The organism is Chryseobacterium sp. SIMBA_038, assembly GCF_046535115.1.
Classification (GTDB): domain Bacteria; phylum Bacteroidota; class Bacteroidia; order Flavobacteriales; family Weeksellaceae; genus Chryseobacterium.
This window is the reverse complement of record NZ_JAWRXH010000001.1, coordinates 88440-108209: the sequence shown is the minus strand read 5'-3', so window position 1 is coordinate 108209 and position 19770 is coordinate 88440. Positions and strand designations below refer to the sequence as shown.

Below are 19770 nucleotides of genomic sequence, written 5' to 3'. Positions count from 1 at the left end.
AGTTCAAAAACATACACATTGACAAATGCAGTAACTTATTCTTGACATTTATCAAGAGGTTTGATAAATATTCTGTATTTTCACATAATTATTAATGTTAAATACCTTTTCCATTGGCTTCCGTACCATTTGAACCTCTTTTTATTTACATTGAATTTAAATCAGCACTTACACTGAGTGGTGAAGAGAAAATTCTTATACAAAACACATTTAAGTCAAAACATTTACGCAAAAAGCAATATCTTTTAGAGGAAGGAGATGTTTGTAAGTATATGTCTTTCATTGTAAAAGGTTCAGGACGGATGTATTCTGTAAATGAAAAAGGACAGGAACACACTATTCGGTTTGCCATTGAAAATTGGTGGCTGGGAGATTATGAAAGTTATAACTTCAATACAACATCTCTTTACAATATCGAAGTTCTTGAAGATTCTGAAGTTCTGATGATTGAGCAAAACAAATTGCAGGAACTTAGAGTTGCGATACCTGCAATTGACGTAATGGTAAAAGAAATTGACAAAAAAGGGATCGCTGCCACTCAAAAACGTATCCATTCTTCCATTAGTCTGAGCGCAGAAGAACGTTATGACAATTTGATAAAATCTTATCCTGAATTTTTAAACCGTTTTCCACAAACTATGATTGCTTCTTACTTAGGAATTTCACCGGAAACTTTAAGCCGTATCAGAAAGAATATTTTAAGGAAATAATCACAAAAAAGTTCGCTCCTAATAAAGGTTAATGTTATTTTTTGATGTTTAAAATCTATCTTTTTTGGATGATAGATTATTATTTATAACAAATAATAACTCAATAATTATTTTAGCTGTTGCTCCCCAAACTTTATGACCATTCACTTCATAATAAGGAGTCGTCACCAAATCTCCGGGAATACTGATTTCACTGCAGCCGACAATACTCGGGTCTAAAAAATAATCCAGCTTTAATTCAAAAATTTGCTGAACTTCACGAGAATCCGGAATAAAATCCGGTTGATACGGAAGATATCCAACCACAGGTAAAACATTGAAATCACTTGGACCAATATAAATTTCGGTAAGTGTTCCTAAAATTTTAACCTCATCAGGATTTATTCCGATTTCTTCCTTCGCTTCACGAAGTGCCGTTTGGATAAGATTTTCATCTGAAATTTCAAATCTTCCTCCCGGAAAACCAATCTCATTGGAATGAAAGCCATCGTAAGAATTTCTCAGAATCAAAGGAAAATAAATTTTATTATCAATTGGATATAAAAGAACCAGTACAGCACTTTTTCGTGTTTTCTCAGTAGGCTTTAAAGTCAGATATTTTGCAGAAAGAGCTTCCATTATGTGATGTGCTTTTTCTCCCGGAAGTTCTTTTTTAAGATTTTTTCGAATCTTTTCAATTGATGATGAAAAGTTTTGCTTTTTCATAATTGCAGTTTACTGATTAAAAAAGTCCGCTAAATCCACTGTTAGTAGATAATAATCGGCTCGTCATCTCAGAATCCACAGGAAACATCCGAACAGGATTCTCCGTTAGCAGATTCAGGGATGAACATTGTTGTCAAACTTTCCTCAACAATTTCTTTTAAACTTTCAAAAGGCTGAAAACCGTGGGTAAGAACTTTAACTACTCCATTTTCCAAAGTCAGTAAAGTTGGAAATCCTTTTACACCTAACTGTTTACTGAATTGGAATCCTTGTGCTGTTTTCAATTTCATCTCTTCCGAATGGAAACTTTCTAAAAAAGCATTCTTTTCAAGGCCTATTTCTTCTGCTAAATCTGCCAAAACCACATCATTGGTAATGTCTCGTCCTTCCACATAAAATGCTTTCTGCATTAAATTTAAAAATTCAAAATCTTTCGTCGGTAAAATTCTTTGAACTACAGCTAATGCCCTACTGGAAGGCTCTGTATCATAATGAAAGCTGTCAGAGACAAATTTCATCGAATGGTCAAAATATTGACCGCTGCGAAGGTTTACATTTCTCCAGTGATATTCAAGGAAATCTTTATATTCTTTGGTCACTTTTTGTTTGCTTCCCGGCGCAAAACCACCTGAAATAATCTGTAAATCTATATTCGGATAGCTTTCCTTTAGTTTCTTCATCACCGGACTGAAACCATAACACCACGAACACATCGGGTCTGTAAAATAATACAATTTCATAATTTTAAATTTTAATTGTTTTAAATTTCTAAGACAAAGTTCGTTTTGTTTTGAATGAATTGATTTCGTAAAAAGTTCAAAAACTATCGTGAAAAGTTTAGTGTTATTTTGTGCTAAAGTTGCTGCTGCAACTGTTTCGGTGTGTTTCTATATTTCTGTTTGAAAGATGCTATAAAATGGGCAGGAGTTTCAAAACCTACTTCATAAGCAATTTCTGTGACGTTCTTCTCTGAGTTTTTTAATAATTCGTAAGACTCCTCCAATCGGCGTTGCATAATCCATTTTCCGGGATTTGTTTTGAAGGTCTGCACAAATTTTCGTTTAAACGTCGACAGACTGCAGTTGGCAAGAAAAGCATATTCCTCCAAGGAAATATTTTCTTTGTAATTGTTCTGCATCAGTACCACCAAATCAGGATTTTGATGAGTATCAAGACTGCGCAATCTTTTTTCGAAATGATAACCATTGGGAGCCGAAATCAGAACCTGAAATAATTCTCTGATTTTAAATGGTAATAGAACCTGTAACCGTTCTTTATCCTGATTTAATTCAAAATAAGATTTAAATTGAGTAATAATAGAATTCATTAATTCATCTTCCTCGAGCAAAGCGATATCTCCGTTGAGACAATCTTCAATTTGTATCTGAGAAGTATTTTTACAGTCGAAAATGGTATCGATTTGGGACTGAAGCCAAGTATCTGAGAAAAAGATAATTATTGATTCATAACCATTTTCTTCATTTCCAATTTTTTCGGAAACCAGATAAGAACCTTTTTTCATAAAAAAACCTGAACCTGCAGGAACAATTCTCTTCATTCCCCAACCTAAAATCTCTTTTTTACCGTGCAAAAGTATGTTGATCATATTCATATGAACGCACATATTGGCTCTGATAATTTCCTGATGAGTCTGATAATGCATCACCTGAATATCATCGTTCCACGATAAAACCTTGGGATTTTCTTTGATAATTTTACTACAATTGAGATTGTTCATCGTTCAATAATTTTCTTGCTGTGACCTATAAAATTGATGAATTTGAATCTGATAAAAAATGGACAATTTTGTTTTTGTGATGGACAAAATTTTATACTTTGCTATAAGCATAAAAAGAGATGCTTTTTCAAACATCTCCTTTTTACTAATTTACCCTAAGCAACATTTATATCTTCATTCTCAGCATTAAAACGATCCAAAAACTCCAAATATAACGGTATGCTTCTTTCTATCCATTCTTCCGACGGCTCAAATGTCATTCCATAATACGCAAAATAAGGTTGGTAATCTGCTTTTATCCAATCGAACATTGCTTCAAAAGGATTGGTAAGATCTTCAAGATTAAATTTTAATGGTGTTCCGCGTTGTAGATGTTCTTCTTTTAAACCTAATGAAATAGCCAAAGCCACTTTCTTTCCTCCAAATTTAAAACCACTTGAGCTTCCGTATGCCCAACCGTGAGTAAGAACTTCGTCCAGCCACTTTTTTAACAATGCGGGAGCGTAATACCAATAGTATGGGAATTGGAAAATAATATGATCGTGCTCTTCGATCAGTTTTTGTTCTGCAGCAATATCAAATTTTTGATCAGGATACACTTTGTGTAATTGGTGTATGTGGAACTTCTCTGGATATTTTTCTAGTTCTGTAAGCTCCTTACCTACTAATTTTTCCATTCTATCATTATGATCTTTAAATATTGGAATTATCATTCGATTCTCTTGATCTTTTCCTAGCAGTTTATTCTTAAGCATTTCACAGCTCACTGCTTCATTTTCTCTTATGAGTTGGTGATAAGTATTATAAACCTTTTGCTCGAATGTTTTAAGATAAAAATTAACAGATTTAGATTCTTCTGAAGATCCTTTTACACTTTGGGCTTGGATATTCCATTTCGAAGGTAATACGATGTGCTTTGTACTTATCTCTGAGATTTTATCATCAATCGTAATTCTCATATAGATAGGTACCTTTCCCTGAGAGTTAATATTTGATTTTTTGAGATAAAAAAATCAAATTGAATATTTTATTCATGATGTGCCGGTTTTTATGATTTCTAAATTAATCTAATTAAAAACCTGTCACAAGATGTTCAATTTTTGAACAAGTCCAAACAGGCTATTTTCAAACTTTTCAGTGACCTGTTTTCACCTTTTTTAATAGGTCACTGAATAGGTCACTTTCAGATTGTGATGATTTAGCTCTTTTTGGAACCTGCATAAACAAAAAATGCTGTAAAACATATATTTTACAGCATTTTATACTATTTTGATTCAATAGTTGCGGAGAGAGAGGGATTCGAACCCCCGGACCTGTTACAGTCAATAGTTTTCAAGACTATCGCAATCGACCACTCTGCCATCTCTCCTTTAAACTCCGATTATATCGTTGTTTTTGGTGGTGCAAATATATAATGTTTTTTGATTCTGACAAAATATTTTCAAGATAAAATTAAAAAAATAATAATTTTCACCTGAAAACAAAAATAAAGCCCCAAAAAGGGGCTTTACCTGAATCGATATATTAATTGAAAATTAAGCTAAAGTTACATTTACTGCATTTAGTCCTTTTTCACCTTTTTGTACATCAAAAACCACTTTGTCATTCTCACGAATTGTTCTTGTCTTTAATCCTGAAGAGTGTACAAAAATGTCTTGTCCTCCGTCTGCTGGAGAGATAAATCCGAAACCTTTTGTTTCGTTAAAAAATTTTACTGTGCCTTGTTGCATTGTATTTGTATTAAAAATTGTTGTTTTATTATTTATTTTACAAGTTCGATATTGATAGCCGAAAATCCTTTTGGAGATCTTTCTTTTTCAAACGAAACTTTATTTCCTTTTTTTACTTGATGTATACAGTTGTTACTGTGGAAAAATACATTCTCTTTACTATTGTCTTCGGTAATAAATCCGTAACCTTTTTCACTGAAAAACGTAACGATACCTGTTTTTCTTAACTCCTCTACAGGAATAGGAGCTGCTCCTAACTGAATATCTTCAGGGTTAATCTCCATTCTTTCTTCTGGAGGTGTGGTAGTAAGTCTACCATATGAATCAACATAAGTAAGCATATCGTCAAGACCTTTTCCTTTGTTATTATTTGTCTTACGATCTTCGCGTCTTAACGCTTTTTCTTTTTGTTTTTGAATTTTTTTCTTGAAATTTTCCTTTTTAGAGAAAGAATCTGCCATAAATTTTTTTAATATTTTAATTACTGTACTGAAATGTCTGTTTACCTTGCTTACTTACCGGCAATGTAAAACCTGTCTGCTTTTGGATGTTTTTAAGATCCATACGTTCATTTTCTTCAAATGAACTTGTTTTCCCTTTCACTCCTGCTTTTGCTGATACTATGATCTCAACAGGATTGTTTAGAATAGTACTTGCAAAGCTTCGGATATTATCCGACATGGTTGCTGAAAATAATAAGGTTTGTCTTTTCTGAGAAATCAGTTTAACTACTTTTTTCACATCATTTACAAAACCCATTTCAAGCATTGTGTCTGTATCATCCAAGATCAATATCTCGATTTTGGAAAGATCAATATGTCTCTGACTCGTTAACTCCAATAATCTTCCCGGTGTTGCAACAAGAACATCTACTGTCTTTCTCAAAGCTGCTAGCTGTCCTCCCAATGAAACGCCTTCATAAATAGAAAGCTGAGATAATGGAAGATATTTGCTGTGCAATTTAAGATTTTCTTCGATTTCCGTTACCAACTCACGAGTCGGTGTTAATATTAAAGTTCGGATTTCTTTATGTTCCGGAGCTCTTTTTTTTAATAATTGAAGAACAGGCATTGCAAAAGCTGCAGTTTTCCCTGTTCCTGACGGTGAACAGCCCATGATATCTTTACCTGCCAAAATATGTGGAATAGCACTACTTTGTATCTCTGTAGGTTGTGAATATCCCGTTTCTGTAACGGCACGAATTATTGGATTTATTAAATTTAAATTTTTAAAATTCATTCATGGGGTTTTGCCGGATCTCCCGACGTTATATAAAATCAAATACGTTTTAAGGAATTTAAAATTATCATCTTTTTTGAGAATAATTGGAAGAGAAAAATCAACTTTCTTTTATTCATCCATTTTTTTGCGTTCATCAATACTATTGAATTCTGCAATAACTTTCTATGTCCTTTTCATCGGGCACTTCTACAAATTCTCAATTTTTAAAATTGATTAATCTGTTTGTAATAATTTTTAAAAAGGATAAAGCTTTAAGGAATGGTTTCCTAATTGTTTTCGGTAGTTTGAATTCAGTTGGCAAGTTATAAAACCTGCGGCTGAAAGAGCAAAAACTGAAAGAAGAAAATGGTTAATTCTAATCTGTAACAGAAAGCAAAGGCAAAGGCCTAATTATTAATTATTGTACAAATATACAATAAATAAACTGAATAACTGCTATTTTAATTAATTGATTATCAAAAATATATTAAACCTTAATACTTATCTTCCAGTTATCCGACTTATTTATGAAAACTTCATCCAATCACTTTTATCGTTATTATGTTCTACAATATTTAAGTTCTGGTGCTGATTCATCGAGCTAAGAAGTGTTACAATATCCTGTCTCACAACCTCTACAGCACTATCTGTAAGTTCCTGACTGAATCCTGAGTTATTTAATTCCAACAAATCATTCACAGTAACTACTCTCGCCAGAACTTTTCCAAGATCGATCATTTTACGCTGAGAAAGCGCTGTATTGATATTGAAATCCAGTTCTTTAGCGTATAATTTAACTGAATTATTCGTCAATTCATTAATAGCAAGATATTCGGCAAAATTTTCAACCTTTTTCTTTTTCATATCTTTTAAAATTCCTTCCGAAATTTGAGTGTAAAGCATCTCATTAGAGCCTTCAAAGATCTGAAAAGGTCGGCTATCCATAATTCCGCGTCCTCCGATGTGAGTCGTTCTGTATCCTTTTCCGCCCGAAAGCTGAACAAGAACTTGAGCAGACTCCTGCATCATATCGGTAACCAAAGCTTTCATACTGTTCGCATGAGCACCGCTTCCCGAAACATCATGATCAATTCCGCTTACTTTACAACTTTTCGCACACATTGCAGAACAAAGCGTGAAAAACGCCTGCATTCTTGTCAATTGATATTGAACCTGATCTAAAGCATAAAGATTAGAAGCACCCACTACCCTTTCCTGACAGTGTTTTGTAGCTTCATCCAACATTCTTTTCAGGAACCCCATTCCCATTCCCGGAAATTGTAGTCGACTACGGTGAAGCGTGTCGAGCATCATTTTCAGGCCTGTTGTTTCGGGAGTTAATTTATTGTATTCCGGAACTCGAATGTCAATTTTATTCAATCCATAAGGAATCATATACAATCCCGGATTGTCGTAATATTCTAAAACTTCAATATTTTGTTCTCTATAATGCGTATTAGCAATGAAAAAATCTACATCTCTGGACAATTTTCCTTCAGCATTTGCATTTCTTGAGGTGATTAACCAATAATTTGCCAATCCAGTCAACCCCTGCCAGTGTTTTGTTCCTTTTATATGGTATTCATTATCTATTAATGTATTCTGGGTTTTCATATTTAAGGCATCACTTCCGTATTCCGGCTCGGTGATCATTAAACCTCCCATTGCACCATGATCAAGGAAATTTTTAAAGATATCGGCTTTTACAAGATCGTTTCCGTATTTGGCTACAGGTTCCAGGAAAAGGGCAATATTAATCCCAAATGTTAATGATAATGAAAGCGATTCATAAGAAGCAGCGGATAAAATACCCAAACACTCTTTCACCTTTACTCCTCTCCCTCCAAATTCTTTCGGAATGGCTACAGATAATGGTTTCAGATTCATTATTTCTTTCCAAACATGTGGTGGAAGACCTCTTGAAAGGCTTAGCTTATCAATATTTTCTTTTTGAAAAAGATTGTGAAGAGAAGTTGAAAAACCGTTGAGAAACTCCGAATAAGGTGTTTCAGATGCGGATCCATTCATAATAGATTTGAAATTTAGCGCTGCATGCCATCTATACAACAATATAATAAAGCGAAGCGAATGGCAACAACAACTTAATAATCAAATATCAGCAGCTTCACGTAACGTAAATATTTTTCTAAGGTACAACTAAATAAATTGCTTACCTTACATACTGTGTGAAATTTTCATTAAAAAAATTAGAAAAGGGAGAATAAAAAAATTCCCCAAAAACAGGGGAACGGAAAATAAATTATAATAAGGTATAAATTTGAATATATAAAAATGATGTGGTGTTGCTTATTAAAATATTATTTCGATGTTAAAGGTAGACCAATAAAATTAAGCTCAACTATAGATTATTAAAAAGAAAAAGTTATTAGAAGGTCTAAAACATTGATATTTTCATAGATTTTAACAGGATCGTTTTAAATTTAGATATCAAACTCATCCATCGGTTTAAACAATCAATCCCATCGAAACAAAACGTTTTACAGATTAAAAAAAAATAAAGAAATTTGTGTTATCAATAGTTTTGAAACAAATAAAAATCAACAATGATGCAGATTCAGCCGGTAATTGCCCTACTTTCCCCCGGAGATATGGGAACTCAAATAGCAAAAGCGCTTATAAAAAATAATTTTAAAGTAATTACTGCCGGAGAAGGAAGATCTCAAAAAACGTTACAAAACATTCAGGATGCAGGGATCGAAGATGCTGGTTCACTTCAAAATACAATCGAACAAGCTGATGTAATTCTTTCCCTTACAAGTCCGGAAGGAAGTATAAAACTTGCTGAAAACATTGTTTTATGTTTAAAAAATATTTCAAACCGTCCGCTTTATGTTGATTTAAACTCTAACACACCTGCAATGGCTTTGTCCGTTGAAGAGTTACTTTCATCAATGAACATCCAATTTGTTAACGGTGCTGTCATGGGAGCTTCCAAAGATATTCCTGAAACTGGAGTTTTGGTTATAAGCGGAACTCATAGACAGCTTTTCATAGATCTTTTTGAAAAAGTTTTCAAAATAAAAGATGCCGGTGAAAAAACAGAAGCTGCATCAGCTTACAAATTATTATTTTCTATGGTGAATAAAGGAATTAATGCCTTATTTTTTGAAACGATGACCGCTGCCGCCCATTTCGGAATCCTTGATGAACTGAATGAAAGTCTTCAGGAATTTCTTCCCGGAACGTATCAGGATCTTATAAAAACTACCCCAACTTATCCACAGCATATTTTCAGGAGAATTGATGAAATGAAAGGTCTGACCGAAATGCTAAAAAGTGAAAATTTACCCAACATTATTGCCTCAGGAACCGCCGAAACATTCGAAAGAGTGTATCAATCAAACATTTTTGAAAATGAAAAACCAAAAGGTATTATCGAAACTTTACAGAATTTCAAAAAATTAGTATAAACTTAATGGACAAATTATAAGTTAACCTATGATGAACATTACCTTTCCGTTCATAATTTATTAAAACAATCGTAACCTTCACTTCAAAGCATTTTCTTTCGAAGCCTTTAATTTTGCTCGAATTTAAATCTAAGAAAAGAAAGTGAAGAAAATTTTTACATCCGTTTTGTTTTGTGCATCAATTTATTTTTATGCTCAATCAGGTACCGTTTCAGGAAATATCAATGATGATTCTAAAATTGCATTGCCAGGAGCGAAAATTTCTCTGTCACCGGGAAATATCTATACCACTTCCGATGAACACGGAAACTTTGTTTTTCTAAATGTTCCCGCAGGAAATTATTCTATGAAAATAGATTATTTAGGTTATGGAATTCATGAATATACCGTTTCTGTAGAATCCGATAAAAATACCCAGCAAAATATAGTTTTTGCAAGAAAAGAAACGACAATTGAAGAAGTTGTGGTTGCAGGAGCAACGCTTAAAAATCAGGCAAGAGCTTTAAATAAACAAAAGAATAACTCAAATATCACTAACGTTATTTCATCCGATCAGATCGGGCGTTTCCCGGATGCCAATATTGGTGATGCTTTGAAGCGTGTTCCGGGAATTACGATTCAAAATGATCAGGGTGAAGCGAGAAATTTAATTATTCGAGGTCTTGCTCCAAACTTGAATTCCGTAACGTTGAATGGCGACAGAATTCCGTCTGCTGAAGGTGATAACCGTAATGTTCAGATGGATTTGATTCCTTCCGATATGATCGCCACGATTGAGGTGAATAAAACGTTGACACCCGATATGGATGCAGATGCCATCGGAGGTTCCGTTAATTTGATCACTAGAGCTTCCCCAAATGGACAGAGAATTTCAGCAACATTGGCGGGAGGTTACAGTCCGATTCGTGAAAAAGGAAATTATACAGCCGGATTGGTCTATGGAGACCGATTTTTAAACAAAAAACTAGGAGCTGTATTCAGTTTTTCATATAATAATAACAATTTTGGTTCAGATAATATCGAGCCGACATGGGCAATTGCTGATGATGCTGCAAAAACTGCTTACATCAGCAAAATGGGAGTTCGTTATTACAACGAGCATCGTATCAGACACAGTTTTGATTTGAATTTGGATTATGAATTTAATTCTAAAAACAAAATCTACGCTTCTGCAATGTATAATTTCAGAAATGATAAGGAAAATCGCTATGCTTTAGGTTATAAAATAAAACCAATTTACAGCGATGATGAAAGTGAAATTACAGGTTGGAAAGGCAGTATTACAAGACAAAATAAAGGTGGAGATTTCAACAATAACAACACCCGTCTTGAAAGACAAAAAGTCCAAAATTATGCCTTGAGAGGAGAACATCTTTTGGGAACTAAGATCGATTTGGACTGGTCAATGAACTACGCGACGGCAAGCGAAAAGAAGCCTCACGAACGTTATATCGAATTTGAAAATGACGGTCTTACCTTTTCTTCAAATTTCAGCGATCCGAGAAGACCGATGATCACGCCACTTACTGCCGACAATCTTGGAAATTATGAGTTAAGTGATCTTTCTGACTCAAATAGCTTCACTCAGGAAAAGGAATTTGGCGGAAAAGTTAATGTACGTTTTCCGTTTTCTGTAATTGAAGATCAAAAAGGTAGAATTCGTGTAGGTGCGCGTTTGCGTTTGAAGGAAAAAGAACGAGAAAATGATTATTTTGCTTTCGAACCGATCAATGATATGGGAAGTTTGCTGTCTGTTCCGACAACTTATTTTGACGGACACAATTTTCAACCGGGAAATTATGTTCCGGGAACTTTCGCGGCAGCTCCGTATTTGGGTGGATTGGATTTATTTAATCCAAATTTATTTAATTCAGAATCAAAACCTGAAGAATTTCTTTCCGGAAATTACAGGGCAAAAGAAAATATTTACGCAGGGTATATCCGTTGGGATCAGGATTTCAGCGATAAATTTTCAATGATCGTTGGTGCCCGTATCGAAAGCACAAAAATCGATTATACAGGAAATTACGTGCTGGATGAAGAAGATTTGGTAGGAAAAATCACCAATACCAATACTTATACGAATGTCCTTCCGAATTTATCATTTAAATATGTTCCGGTTCAGAATTTGGTGCTTCGTGCAGCGTTTACAACCGCTTTGGCGCGTCCGAATTATTACGCATTGGTTCCTTATTTAAATGTAATTTCAGGTGATGAAGCCATTTCTGCAGGAAATCCGAATTTGAAGGCAACGTACGCTTACAATTTCGATTTTATGGTTGAAAAATATTTTAAATCAGTCGGAATCCTTTCCGGAGGTGTATTTTATAAAAATTTAAAGGATTTTATTTACACTTATTCAAGAAGAAATTATTCTGCGACAGATTTTAACAACGACTTTGCAGGACAAAACAACCCGATTCCGGCAGGCGAAAATAACTGGAGTTTTACCCAACAGAGAAATGGAGATAATGTAAATCTTTTCGGTTTTGAAGTTGCTTTGCAAAGACAATTGGATTTCATTCCGGGAGCATTTTGGAAAGGTTTGGGAGTATATGTAAATTACACCTACACACATTCAAAAGCTAAAGGAATCACGAATGAAGACGGCGTTGAAAGAACCGATGTCGGACTTCCGGGAACTGCTCCGCATATGTTCAACGGATCGCTTTCTTGGGAAAACAAGCGCTTTTCGGCAAGAGTTTCTATGAATTATGCTTCTCATTATATTGATGAATTGGGCGGAAATGCTTTTGAAGACCGCTATTATGACAATCAATTATTCCTTGATGCGAATGCTTCTTTCAAAATTACGAGCCAGTTGAGAATTTTTGCTGAAGCTAATAATTTGACGAATCAACCGTTGAGATATTATCAGGGAATTCAGGACAGAACCGCACAGGTTGAATATTACAGACCGAAATTTAATATGGGAGTGAAGTTTGATTTTTAATTAAGCTTTAAAGAAAAATATTAACCACAAAAGTTTTTTAACACTTAAGTTTATTTAAGTTAATAAAATTATGCATAGAAGAACACTTAAGTTTTTTGAAAATCATAGATTTTCATCTTATGTGATATTTTGTATTTTCAAAGTAATGAGCTTTTTAAAACTTAAGTGTTCTAAAGTGTTTAATAAAAACTTTTGTGGTTGAAAATAAATTATATCAATTCAATGAAAAAAATAAATTACATCATAGCTCTTTCCATTTTACCGTTTGTGGTAAATTGTGTCGGGCAACATCAATTAGGAAAAAAATTACAACCGACTGCGATTACAGAAACGGTTTTGTATGACACCGACGATCCCGCAATCTGGATCAATCCTCAGGATGCTTCAAAAAGTATCATCATCGGAACAGATAAAGATACGAATGGCGGTCTGTACGCTTTCGATTTAAATGGAAAAATTATCAATAAAGTTTTAGGTTTAAAACGTCCGAACAATGTCGATCTGGAATATGGATTTAATCTAAACGGAAAAAAAATCGATTTTGCTGCCGTAACTGAAAGAGAAACCAACAAGGTAAAATTATACTCACTTCCCGATTTAAAAGAAGTTGGAGAATTCACCGTTTTTGATGGCGAAACAGAGCGCGGACCGATGGGAATTTCAATTTATAAAAACCCGCAAACAGAAGAAATTTTCGTGATTGCAGGAAGAAAATCCGGACCGAGCGACGGCTATCTTTGGCAATATAAATTATCTGAAAAAGATGGAAAAATCACAGGTGAAGTTGTCAGAAAATTCGGAAAATACAGTGGTTTAAAAGAAATTGAAAGCATCGCTGTGGATGATGAAATGGGCTACATTTATTATTCCGATGAAATGTTTGGTGTTCATCAATATTACGCTGATCCGGCAAAAGGAAATGAAGAACTTTCGGTTTTCGGAAAAGGCGATTTCAAATCTGATGTAGAAGGCATTTCCATCTACCCTACTTCTGTAAACACCGGATATATCTTGGTTTCCAATCAGCAGAAGGATACTTTTAATGTATATTTAAGAGAAAATCCATCGAAAGGGAAAATCTCTGAAATACCTGTTTCGACAAGCGAAAGTGACGGTTCGGAAGTTACCAATGTAAATCTTGGATCAAAATTTCCAAAAGGAATGTTTGTTGCGATGAGCAACGGCAGAGTTTTCCATATTTACGATTGGCGAATCGTTGAAGAAAGGATTAAAGCTAATATGAAATAACAAAAAAACAGGATGCAGAGACATCCTGTTTTTTATTTATATTTAAAAATTACTTAAAAATTTTAATTATTATTCAAATAACTTTTAATTGCCTTTAAAACTCCAAAATTATCATTAGAACACGCTTCAAAACTTGCCACTTCTTTCACGGAAGGATGCGCATTTTTCATTGCATAGGAATAATGTGCTTTTTTAAGCATCTCAATATCATTCATATAATCTCCAAAAACCATGGTTTGTTCGGGAGTAATATTCAATACTTTCTGAAGTTGCTCTAAAGCATTTCCTTTGTTGATATTTTTATTCATAATATCCAGCCAATATTGACCTGATACCACGACTTCAAGATTATACTTTTCAAATTGCTTTAAATAAGGATATAAATGCTCTTCTGAACCTTCAGGATGATAAACGGCGATTTTAAAAATACTGTCATCCAAAGCCTGCGTTAAATCCTCAACCCTTTGATTTCCTGTGTAAAATTGTGAAATATAATCTATAAAACCTTGATTATCTGTTTCGTAATATGCTCTTTTCTTCCCAGACAGCACAGCTGTTGCACCAGGAATAGTACGGATCGTACTGATTATTTCAGCAACATATTCCGAACCTAATTTATCTGCAAATAATTCTTCATTTTTGTAGACCATATAGCCTCCGTTTTCTGCAATAAAGGCCATCTCGTTCTCGATATCTCCAAAATATTTGGTGATTCCCAACATCTGTCTTCCACTCGCAGGAACGAATAAAATATTTCTTTTTTTCAGTTCTTCATAAATTTCAGGAAATTCCGGACTTACTTCGTGTGAAGAGTTCAGGAACGTTCCGTCCATATCGGTTACAATTAATTTAATATCTTTCATAATGCTAATCTATCGGCAGATTTCAGGTATAAAACTACTGAATTCATTTTTAAAATTTTAATTTCTAAGCGCTTTTATTCTTTTTTTATGATAAAATTTCGAGTTACATAGTTGGTTAATCGCAAAGGCGCAAAGAGTATTTAAAATACTATTTTTAAGGCGCAAGGATTTTATCTGCGATAAAATTTGCAATGTCTATACTAAACGTTTGCTGAAAATCTTCGATTTTCTTGCGCCTTAAATTTTACATCAATTTTTTCATTCTTTGCGCCTTTGCGATTCTCCAACCAAAATTTATTCCATAAAAAAATTAAACTCTTTTCTATATTGTGACGGGCTTTTTTGAATATATTCCTTAAATGTTTTATTAAAATAACTGAAATTATTAAAACCCGATTCAAAACAAACTTCAGTAATGCTCATCGGCTTTTCCGCCAACAATTTTAATGAATGAGTAATCCTGTATTCATTAACAAACTGAGTAAAAGTTTTATTAGTGATCTTTTTAAAATAACGGCAGAAAGACGGGACTCTCATATTCGCCAGTTCAGAAATTTCTTCCAAAGTAATTTGTTCCTTAAAATGATCTTTCACGTAATTGAAAATAAGGTTGATCCTTTCATTGTCTTCAACTTGTGTTTGAAGATAATATTTTCCTGCATTTAAAATTCTGTAATCCTGTGTGGAAGCTAATGCATCTAATATTTCTATAAACTTTACAAGCCTTTCCAAAGAAGAAGATTTGTGCATTTCCACGATCTTTTTTCCGATGGTTTTTTTGATATTTTCAGAAAAAACAATGCCGGCTTTTGACCTTTCGAGTAATTGAGTAATCCTGTGCATTTCAGGCAGTTCCCAAATCGTTTCACCTAAAAAATCAGGTTTAAACTGAATCACCATTTCGTAATCATTATTCGTATTTTCATTGGTCATTCCACAGTGCGGCAAATTGCTTCCCATCAACACAAGATCACCATCCGAAAAGTAGGAAATATTACTCCCGATCTGCCTTTTTCCGGAACCTCCGCAAACAAAAATTAACTCAACCTCAGGATGATAATGCCATACGTGAGATTTGATATTTTCGTTCTGAAAAAACTTCAAACTTGTGAAACTGCTTCCAATATTGGGTTTCACCGCTTCAAAGGCTGGATGTGAATGTTTCATTTTAACAAATTAATTCATGCACAAAATTAACAATTAATTTTTAATTAAATAATTTTAAGGTTAATATAGCATATAAATATGAAAATTGTATTGTAGATTAAGCCAATTGCCTGTTATACATTTGCACTATAAAACTTATCATTATGAATAAATTATTAAAATCTGCTTTTCTCGTAGGGTCTCTATTTATCTCAGCTAGCTTGATGAGTAAAGACAGGGATTTTTCTCTTTCAATTAAAACAACAGAAGCAAAAACTATCAGTTTTGATGTTCTGAATGGAAAAAACATATCCTTAGTTATCTATAATGATGCTTACGGAGAATTATTTTCTGAAAAATTGGAGAGTGAAAATAACGTAACAAAATCTTATGATCTGAAAGATCTGGAATCCGGAACTTATTATCTGGTTGCAGAATCTGATCAGAAAATTGAAAAATATAAAATAAACATCAGTTATAACAACACGGTGGAGATTGAAAAGACTCCATTTTCAGAAATTAATAAACCTGAATACACAATTTCAGGAAATATGGCACAACTTCATCTTTCGGGTTTGAAAAACAGTGCAACTATTTCTGTATCTGATTTTTCAGGAAATGTTTATTACAATGTAACAAAAAATGCAGCTAACGGAGAACTTAATATGACCTTTGATCTTGATCCTAAAACTTCTGACAGATACATCATCAGTGTTGAGGAAAAGGGGAATGTTTTTAACAAAATAGTTACTCTTAACTAAAATTAAGAGGATTCCTTTATTTTTCGTATTTATATTGGAATTAAAATTTTACGTACAATTCAATTTATTGAGGCAACTTTTCTTTTTTAAATCACGAAGAAAGAGTTGCCTCAATTTTTTTAATTATGATGTTTAAGATCTAGTTTTATCTTTTTCAAATCATCCAATTCATGAACCGGTCTTTCAATATCGTACGGAATCGGCATTTTTGAAAATGTCTGAAAATATAGCAGACAAGCATCTTTCCACCAAACAGCATCTTTCGACTGAATTTTTAGTTTTGACTGAACCTGTTTAAATCGTTCAGCATCAACAAAAGGTTCCATTTTATCCCAAATTTTCTGATATTCTCGAACATTTTTCACGCCTGAATCATATTTAAAACATAACTCTTCCCACAACGTTTTTCCGTCTTTCATTCGATAACTCCACGGAACATGATGAAACCAAAGAAGAAGATTTTCAGGACAGGTTTCTATATTTTCGAACGTATTATTTAATGGTGAAAAATATTGTGAAACGGCGTTGCTACCTGATTTTGTTCTGTCGAATCCTACTCCATTTTCATCAGCTTTGTGATAATAAACCGGCATCCAATCTGGTCTTCCCCCCGGAATATTTCCCCACGGTTCAGGTCCGTAATGATGATCGAACGCAAAAATATGGTGCAAACCGAGCGGCATCATATAATCTACCGCAGTTTCTCTTGACGAAAGCATCATTTCTTTGACAGGATTTACAAATTTTTGATCATCTGTGAAAGTCATTGTAAGCCATTCATCCGCGATTTGTTCTGAACTTAATTCATGATTCCATGCTAATCTTCCGAACGCATACCAATTGGCCTGAGCGAAGATATTTCCTGTCCAATTCGTATCTTCCCCGATGTTAGCAACACCTGCAATGGCCGTTATTTTATTATTCCTTAAACTTCCGTCTGTAATTTTGGCTACGGTTGAGCCTTTTCCATCAGCATAGGTATCGCTTTCCAACGTTTCTTTAAACAAAGGTGCCAGAAAAACCAAGTGATTTGAAAATCCTAAATATTCCTGAGTGATTTGAAATTCAACCATTTCTGAAGTCTTTTTCAACGCTCCAAATAAAGGATTAAATGGTTCACGAGGTTGAAAATCAATCGGCCCGTTTTTGATTTGAACAATGACATTATCTCTGAATTTTCCGTCTAAAGGTAGGAACTCCAAATAGGCCTGTTTTGCCCGATCTTCTTTACTCGGACTGTACACAAAAGCGCGCCACATCACGATTCCTCCAAAAGGTTTCAACACATCCGCCATCATATTGGCGCCATCCGCATGGGTTCTTCCATAATCCTGTGGCCCGGGTTGCCCTTCCGAATTGGCTTTCACCAAAAAACCTCCAAAATCTGGAATTAATTTATAGATTTCTGATGTTTTATCTTTCCACCAATTTTGAACATTTTTATTTAAAGGATCTGAATTTTCCAGTCCACCCAATACCTTTGGAGAAGAAAAGTTAACCGATAAATATACTTTAATTCCATAAGGTCTGAATAGGTCTGCCAGAACTTTTACCTTTTGAAGATAATCTGTTCTGAGCATATTTGGAGAAGCATTGACATTATTTAAAACAACAGAATTAATCCCAATTGAAGCATTTGCTCTTGCATATTCTTCGTATCTAGGCGAAATTTTATTCGGTAAATCTTCCCATTTCCAAAGCGACTTTCCCGCGTAACCACGTTCCACACTTCCATCCAGATTATCCCAATGATTCAGATTTCTTACATCATAAGAAGGTTTTTCTGTTATGTTTAAATTATTGATATTGGATTTTGTCTGTTGAAGTCGGAGAATATGATACACCCCGTACAATAAACCACTTTCTTTACCCGCAGAAATAATGATTTTATCTGAATTTGATTTAATGATATAACCGTCTTTCAAATGTTTCAAGGATTTTTCCGTACGAAGTTCTATTGTTTGACCTTGCCAATACATTGTTAATTCCTTTTTAGCAATTTCAAGTGTTGGATTTTTACCTTTTGAAATAATTTTATCCGATGAAATTCCGTTTTTAACATTTGGAAAGCGAAGCCATAATTGACTGCCGTCTTCTGCGAAAAGAATTAATGGAAATAATAAAAACATTAGGATGTGAGCTCGGAAATTTCGCATTGATGAATGTTTGAAATTGTTTAAATTATTATTTGGGTATCAAATTTAAGTTTTGGCTAAAGCCATTTGAATGTCTTGATTTGTTTAAACGGGCTAAAGCCCGTTTCTATTGATAATTATTATCTAAGCCTTCAATTGTTTTGAAAGTTCCGTCTTCGTTATATTCTAGTTCGACAACTTTCATGCTTCGAAGCCATGTTCTTCCGCCACTTGGAACAGAGTCGTGGAAAAACAAATACCATTTTCCTTTAAACTCAACAATGCTGTGATGGGTTGTCCAACCAACAACCGGAGTCAGAATTACTCCTTGGTACGTAAACGGACCATAAAGATTATCTCCAATTGCATAACATAAAAGATGAGTGTCTCCCGTGGAATAGGAAAAGTAATATTTGTCATTGTATTTATGCATCCAAGACGCTTCAAAAAAGCGATTTTCATCGCCGTGAAGTAACGGATTTCCATTTTTGTCAAGAATTAAAACATCTTTTGGTTCTTCACCAAATTCTAACATATTATCACTTAATAAAGCTATTTTTGAGGGAATTGCAGATTCGTTTTCATTCGGAATTACTGCAGATTCTAATGCTTTGTTATTTCTGTAGCGTTGTAGTTGTCCGCCCCAGATTCCACCGAAATACATATAGTGTTTCCCGCCTTCTTCAAAAATACACGGATCAATGCTGTAACTTCCCATCATCGGATGTTTTTCAGGAATGAAAGGTCCGTAAGGTGTATCACTCACCGCTACTCCGATTCGAAAAATATCATTTTTATCTTTTAATGGAAAATACATATAATATTTCCCGTTTTTAAAAGCTACATCACAATCCCACAACTGTCGACCTGACCAGGGAATATCTTTCACTGAAAGGGCAACGCCATGATCTGTGATTTCTCCATTTTCGACATCATCTAAAGAAAAAACATGATAATCGCTCATATCGAAATGATCGCCGTTGTCGTTTTCTTCAATTCCGCTTTCTCGGTCGTGGGATGGATAAATGTAGAGTTTTCCTTCAAAAACATGAACGGATGGGTCTGCCATGAAGTCTTTTGGGAATAGGTATTTTGATTTGTTCATTATTTAATTTGTTTTTAAACGCAA

The 19770-nt window shown here is 34.0% G+C and carries 17 protein-coding genes and 1 tRNA gene; 5 read left to right on the top strand and 13 right to left on the bottom strand.

The window, feature by feature from the left end:
* Window positions 1–113 precede the first annotated feature (113 nt).
* Window positions 114–710, top strand: a complete 597-nt coding sequence (locus SB689_RS00435; protein WP_410690121.1) for a Crp/Fnr family transcriptional regulator — start codon at window positions 114–116, stop codon at window positions 708–710.
* A 48-nt stretch (window positions 711–758) separates the two neighbouring features.
* Here SB689_RS00435 and SB689_RS00430 read toward each other — a convergent pair whose 3' ends face one another.
* The 9 genes from SB689_RS00430 to SB689_RS00390 all read right to left on the bottom strand — a co-directional run bounded on the left by SB689_RS00430 (window position 759) and on the right by SB689_RS00390 (window position 8132).
* Window positions 759–1415 carry an NUDIX hydrolase gene (locus tag SB689_RS00430; RefSeq protein ID WP_410690120.1) on the bottom strand — a complete coding sequence of 219 codons (657 nt, stop codon included), beginning with the start codon at window positions 1413–1415 and terminating at the stop codon, window positions 759–761.
* A gap of 68 nt (window positions 1416–1483) precedes the next feature.
* A complete protein-coding gene (locus SB689_RS00425) occupies window positions 1484–2155 on the bottom strand; it encodes a DsbA family protein (protein ID WP_410690119.1) in 672 nt (223 codons plus the stop codon).
* A 113-nt stretch (window positions 2156–2268) separates the two neighbouring features.
* Window positions 2269–3153 carry a helix-turn-helix domain-containing protein gene (locus tag SB689_RS00420; RefSeq protein ID WP_410690118.1) on the bottom strand — a complete coding sequence of 295 codons (885 nt, stop codon included), beginning with the start codon at window positions 3151–3153 and terminating at the stop codon, window positions 2269–2271.
* 155 nt (window positions 3154–3308) lie between these two features.
* The gene (locus SB689_RS00415; RefSeq protein ID WP_410690117.1) at window positions 3309–4112 is read right to left on the bottom strand and encodes an NAD(P)H-dependent oxidoreductase; all 804 of its coding nucleotides are present in this window, start codon (window positions 4110–4112) and stop codon (window positions 3309–3311) included.
* Between the two features lie 325 nt (window positions 4113–4437).
* Window positions 4438–4522, bottom strand: a tRNA-Ser gene (locus SB689_RS00410).
* A 166-nt stretch (window positions 4523–4688) separates the two neighbouring features.
* Window positions 4689–4883 (bottom strand): cold-shock protein, encoded by a 195-nt coding sequence (locus SB689_RS00405; RefSeq protein WP_054510986.1) that lies wholly within the window; start codon window positions 4881–4883, stop codon window positions 4689–4691.
* A 32-nt stretch (window positions 4884–4915) separates the two neighbouring features.
* Window positions 4916–5344: a cold-shock protein gene (locus SB689_RS00400; protein WP_410690116.1), complete on the bottom strand. Its 429-nt coding sequence runs from the start codon at window positions 5342–5344 to the stop codon at window positions 4916–4918.
* Window positions 5345–5360: 16 nt separating this feature from the next.
* A complete protein-coding gene (locus SB689_RS00395; protein ID WP_410690115.1) occupies window positions 5361–6122 on the bottom strand; it encodes a DEAD/DEAH box helicase in 762 nt (253 codons plus the stop codon).
* Between the two features lie 507 nt (window positions 6123–6629).
* Window positions 6630–8132, bottom strand: a complete 1503-nt coding sequence (locus SB689_RS00390) for an acyl-CoA dehydrogenase family protein (RefSeq protein ID WP_410690114.1) — start codon at window positions 8130–8132, stop codon at window positions 6630–6632.
* A 536-nt stretch (window positions 8133–8668) separates the two neighbouring features.
* Here SB689_RS00390 and SB689_RS00385 point away from each other — a divergent pair.
* The 3 genes from SB689_RS00385 to SB689_RS00375 all read left to right on the top strand — a co-directional run bounded on the left by SB689_RS00385 (window position 8669) and on the right by SB689_RS00375 (window position 13736).
* Window positions 8669–9535 carry a DUF1932 domain-containing protein gene (locus SB689_RS00385; protein ID WP_410690113.1) on the top strand — a complete coding sequence of 289 codons (867 nt, stop codon included), beginning with the start codon at window positions 8669–8671 and terminating at the stop codon, window positions 9533–9535.
* 142 nt (window positions 9536–9677) lie between these two features.
* Window positions 9678–12488: a TonB-dependent receptor gene (locus SB689_RS00380; protein ID WP_410690112.1), complete on the top strand. Its 2811-nt coding sequence runs from the start codon at window positions 9678–9680 to the stop codon at window positions 12486–12488.
* 222 nt (window positions 12489–12710) lie between these two features.
* Entirely contained in the window at window positions 12711–13736 is a 1026-nt protein-coding gene (locus tag SB689_RS00375; protein WP_410690111.1) for a phytase, read from the top strand.
* Window positions 13737–13798: 62 nt separating this feature from the next.
* On the opposite strand, the gene SB689_RS00370 is transcribed toward SB689_RS00375, so the two are convergent.
* On the bottom strand, window positions 13799–14599 hold the full coding sequence (locus SB689_RS00370) for a Cof-type HAD-IIB family hydrolase (protein WP_410690110.1): 801 nt from the start codon (window positions 14597–14599) through the stop codon (window positions 13799–13801).
* 294 nt (window positions 14600–14893) lie between these two features.
* Window positions 14894–15766: an AraC family transcriptional regulator gene (locus tag SB689_RS00365; RefSeq protein ID WP_410690109.1), complete on the bottom strand. Its 873-nt coding sequence runs from the start codon at window positions 15764–15766 to the stop codon at window positions 14894–14896.
* Between the two features lie 143 nt (window positions 15767–15909).
* On the opposite strand from SB689_RS00365, the gene SB689_RS00360 reads away from it, so the two are divergent.
* Window positions 15910–16506, top strand: coding sequence for a hypothetical protein (locus SB689_RS00360; RefSeq protein ID WP_410690108.1), 597 nt, complete (start codon window positions 15910–15912; stop codon window positions 16504–16506).
* 119 nt (window positions 16507–16625) lie between these two features.
* On the opposite strand, the gene SB689_RS00355 is transcribed toward SB689_RS00360, so the two are convergent.
* Window positions 16626–18662, bottom strand: coding sequence for an alpha-glucuronidase (locus SB689_RS00355; protein WP_410690107.1), 2037 nt, complete (start codon window positions 18660–18662; stop codon window positions 16626–16628).
* A gap of 106 nt (window positions 18663–18768) precedes the next feature.
* On the bottom strand, window positions 18769–19746 hold the full coding sequence (locus SB689_RS00350) for a glycoside hydrolase family 43 protein (RefSeq protein ID WP_410690106.1): 978 nt from the start codon (window positions 19744–19746) through the stop codon (window positions 18769–18771).
* Window positions 19747–19770: the final 24 nt, after the last annotated feature.

Excerpts from the sequence above, each read along its gene's own strand:
- SB689_RS00430 (WP_410690120.1), bottom strand. The coding sequence starts at position 1,415 with ATGAAAAAGCAAAACTTTTCATCATCAATTGAAAAGATTCGAAAAAAT.
- SB689_RS00425 (WP_410690119.1), bottom strand. The coding sequence starts at position 2,155 with ATGAAATTGTATTATTTTACAGACCCGATGTGTTCGTGGTGTTATGGT.
- SB689_RS00420 (WP_410690118.1), bottom strand. The coding sequence starts at position 3,153 with ATGAACAATCTCAATTGTAGTAAAATTATCAAAGAAAATCCCAAGGTT.
- SB689_RS00415 (WP_410690117.1), bottom strand. The coding sequence starts at position 4,112 with ATGAGAATTACGATTGATGATAAAATCTCAGAGATAAGTACAAAGCAC.
- SB689_RS00405 (WP_054510986.1), bottom strand. The coding sequence starts at position 4,883 with ATGCAACAAGGCACAGTAAAATTTTTTAACGAAACAAAAGGTTTCGGA.
- SB689_RS00400 (WP_410690116.1), bottom strand. The coding sequence starts at position 5,344 with ATGGCAGATTCTTTCTCTAAAAAGGAAAATTTCAAGAAAAAAATTCAA.
- SB689_RS00395 (WP_410690115.1), bottom strand. The coding sequence starts at position 6,122 with ATGAATTTTAAAAATTTAAATTTAATAAATCCAATAATTCGTGCCGTT.
- SB689_RS00390 (WP_410690114.1), bottom strand. The coding sequence starts at position 8,132 with ATGAATGGATCCGCATCTGAAACACCTTATTCGGAGTTTCTCAACGGT.
- SB689_RS00385 (WP_410690113.1), top strand. The coding sequence starts at position 8,669 with ATGATGCAGATTCAGCCGGTAATTGCCCTACTTTCCCCCGGAGATATG.
- SB689_RS00375 (WP_410690111.1), top strand. The coding sequence starts at position 12,711 with ATGAAAAAAATAAATTACATCATAGCTCTTTCCATTTTACCGTTTGTG.
- SB689_RS00370 (WP_410690110.1), bottom strand. The coding sequence starts at position 14,599 with ATGAAAGATATTAAATTAATTGTAACCGATATGGACGGAACGTTCCTG.
- SB689_RS00365 (WP_410690109.1), bottom strand. The coding sequence starts at position 15,766 with ATGAAACATTCACATCCAGCCTTTGAAGCGGTGAAACCCAATATTGGA.
- SB689_RS00360 (WP_410690108.1), top strand. The coding sequence starts at position 15,910 with ATGAATAAATTATTAAAATCTGCTTTTCTCGTAGGGTCTCTATTTATC.
- SB689_RS00355 (WP_410690107.1), bottom strand. The coding sequence starts at position 18,662 with ATGCGAAATTTCCGAGCTCACATCCTAATGTTTTTATTATTTCCATTA.
- SB689_RS00350 (WP_410690106.1), bottom strand. The coding sequence starts at position 19,746 with ATGAACAAATCAAAATACCTATTCCCAAAAGACTTCATGGCAGACCCA.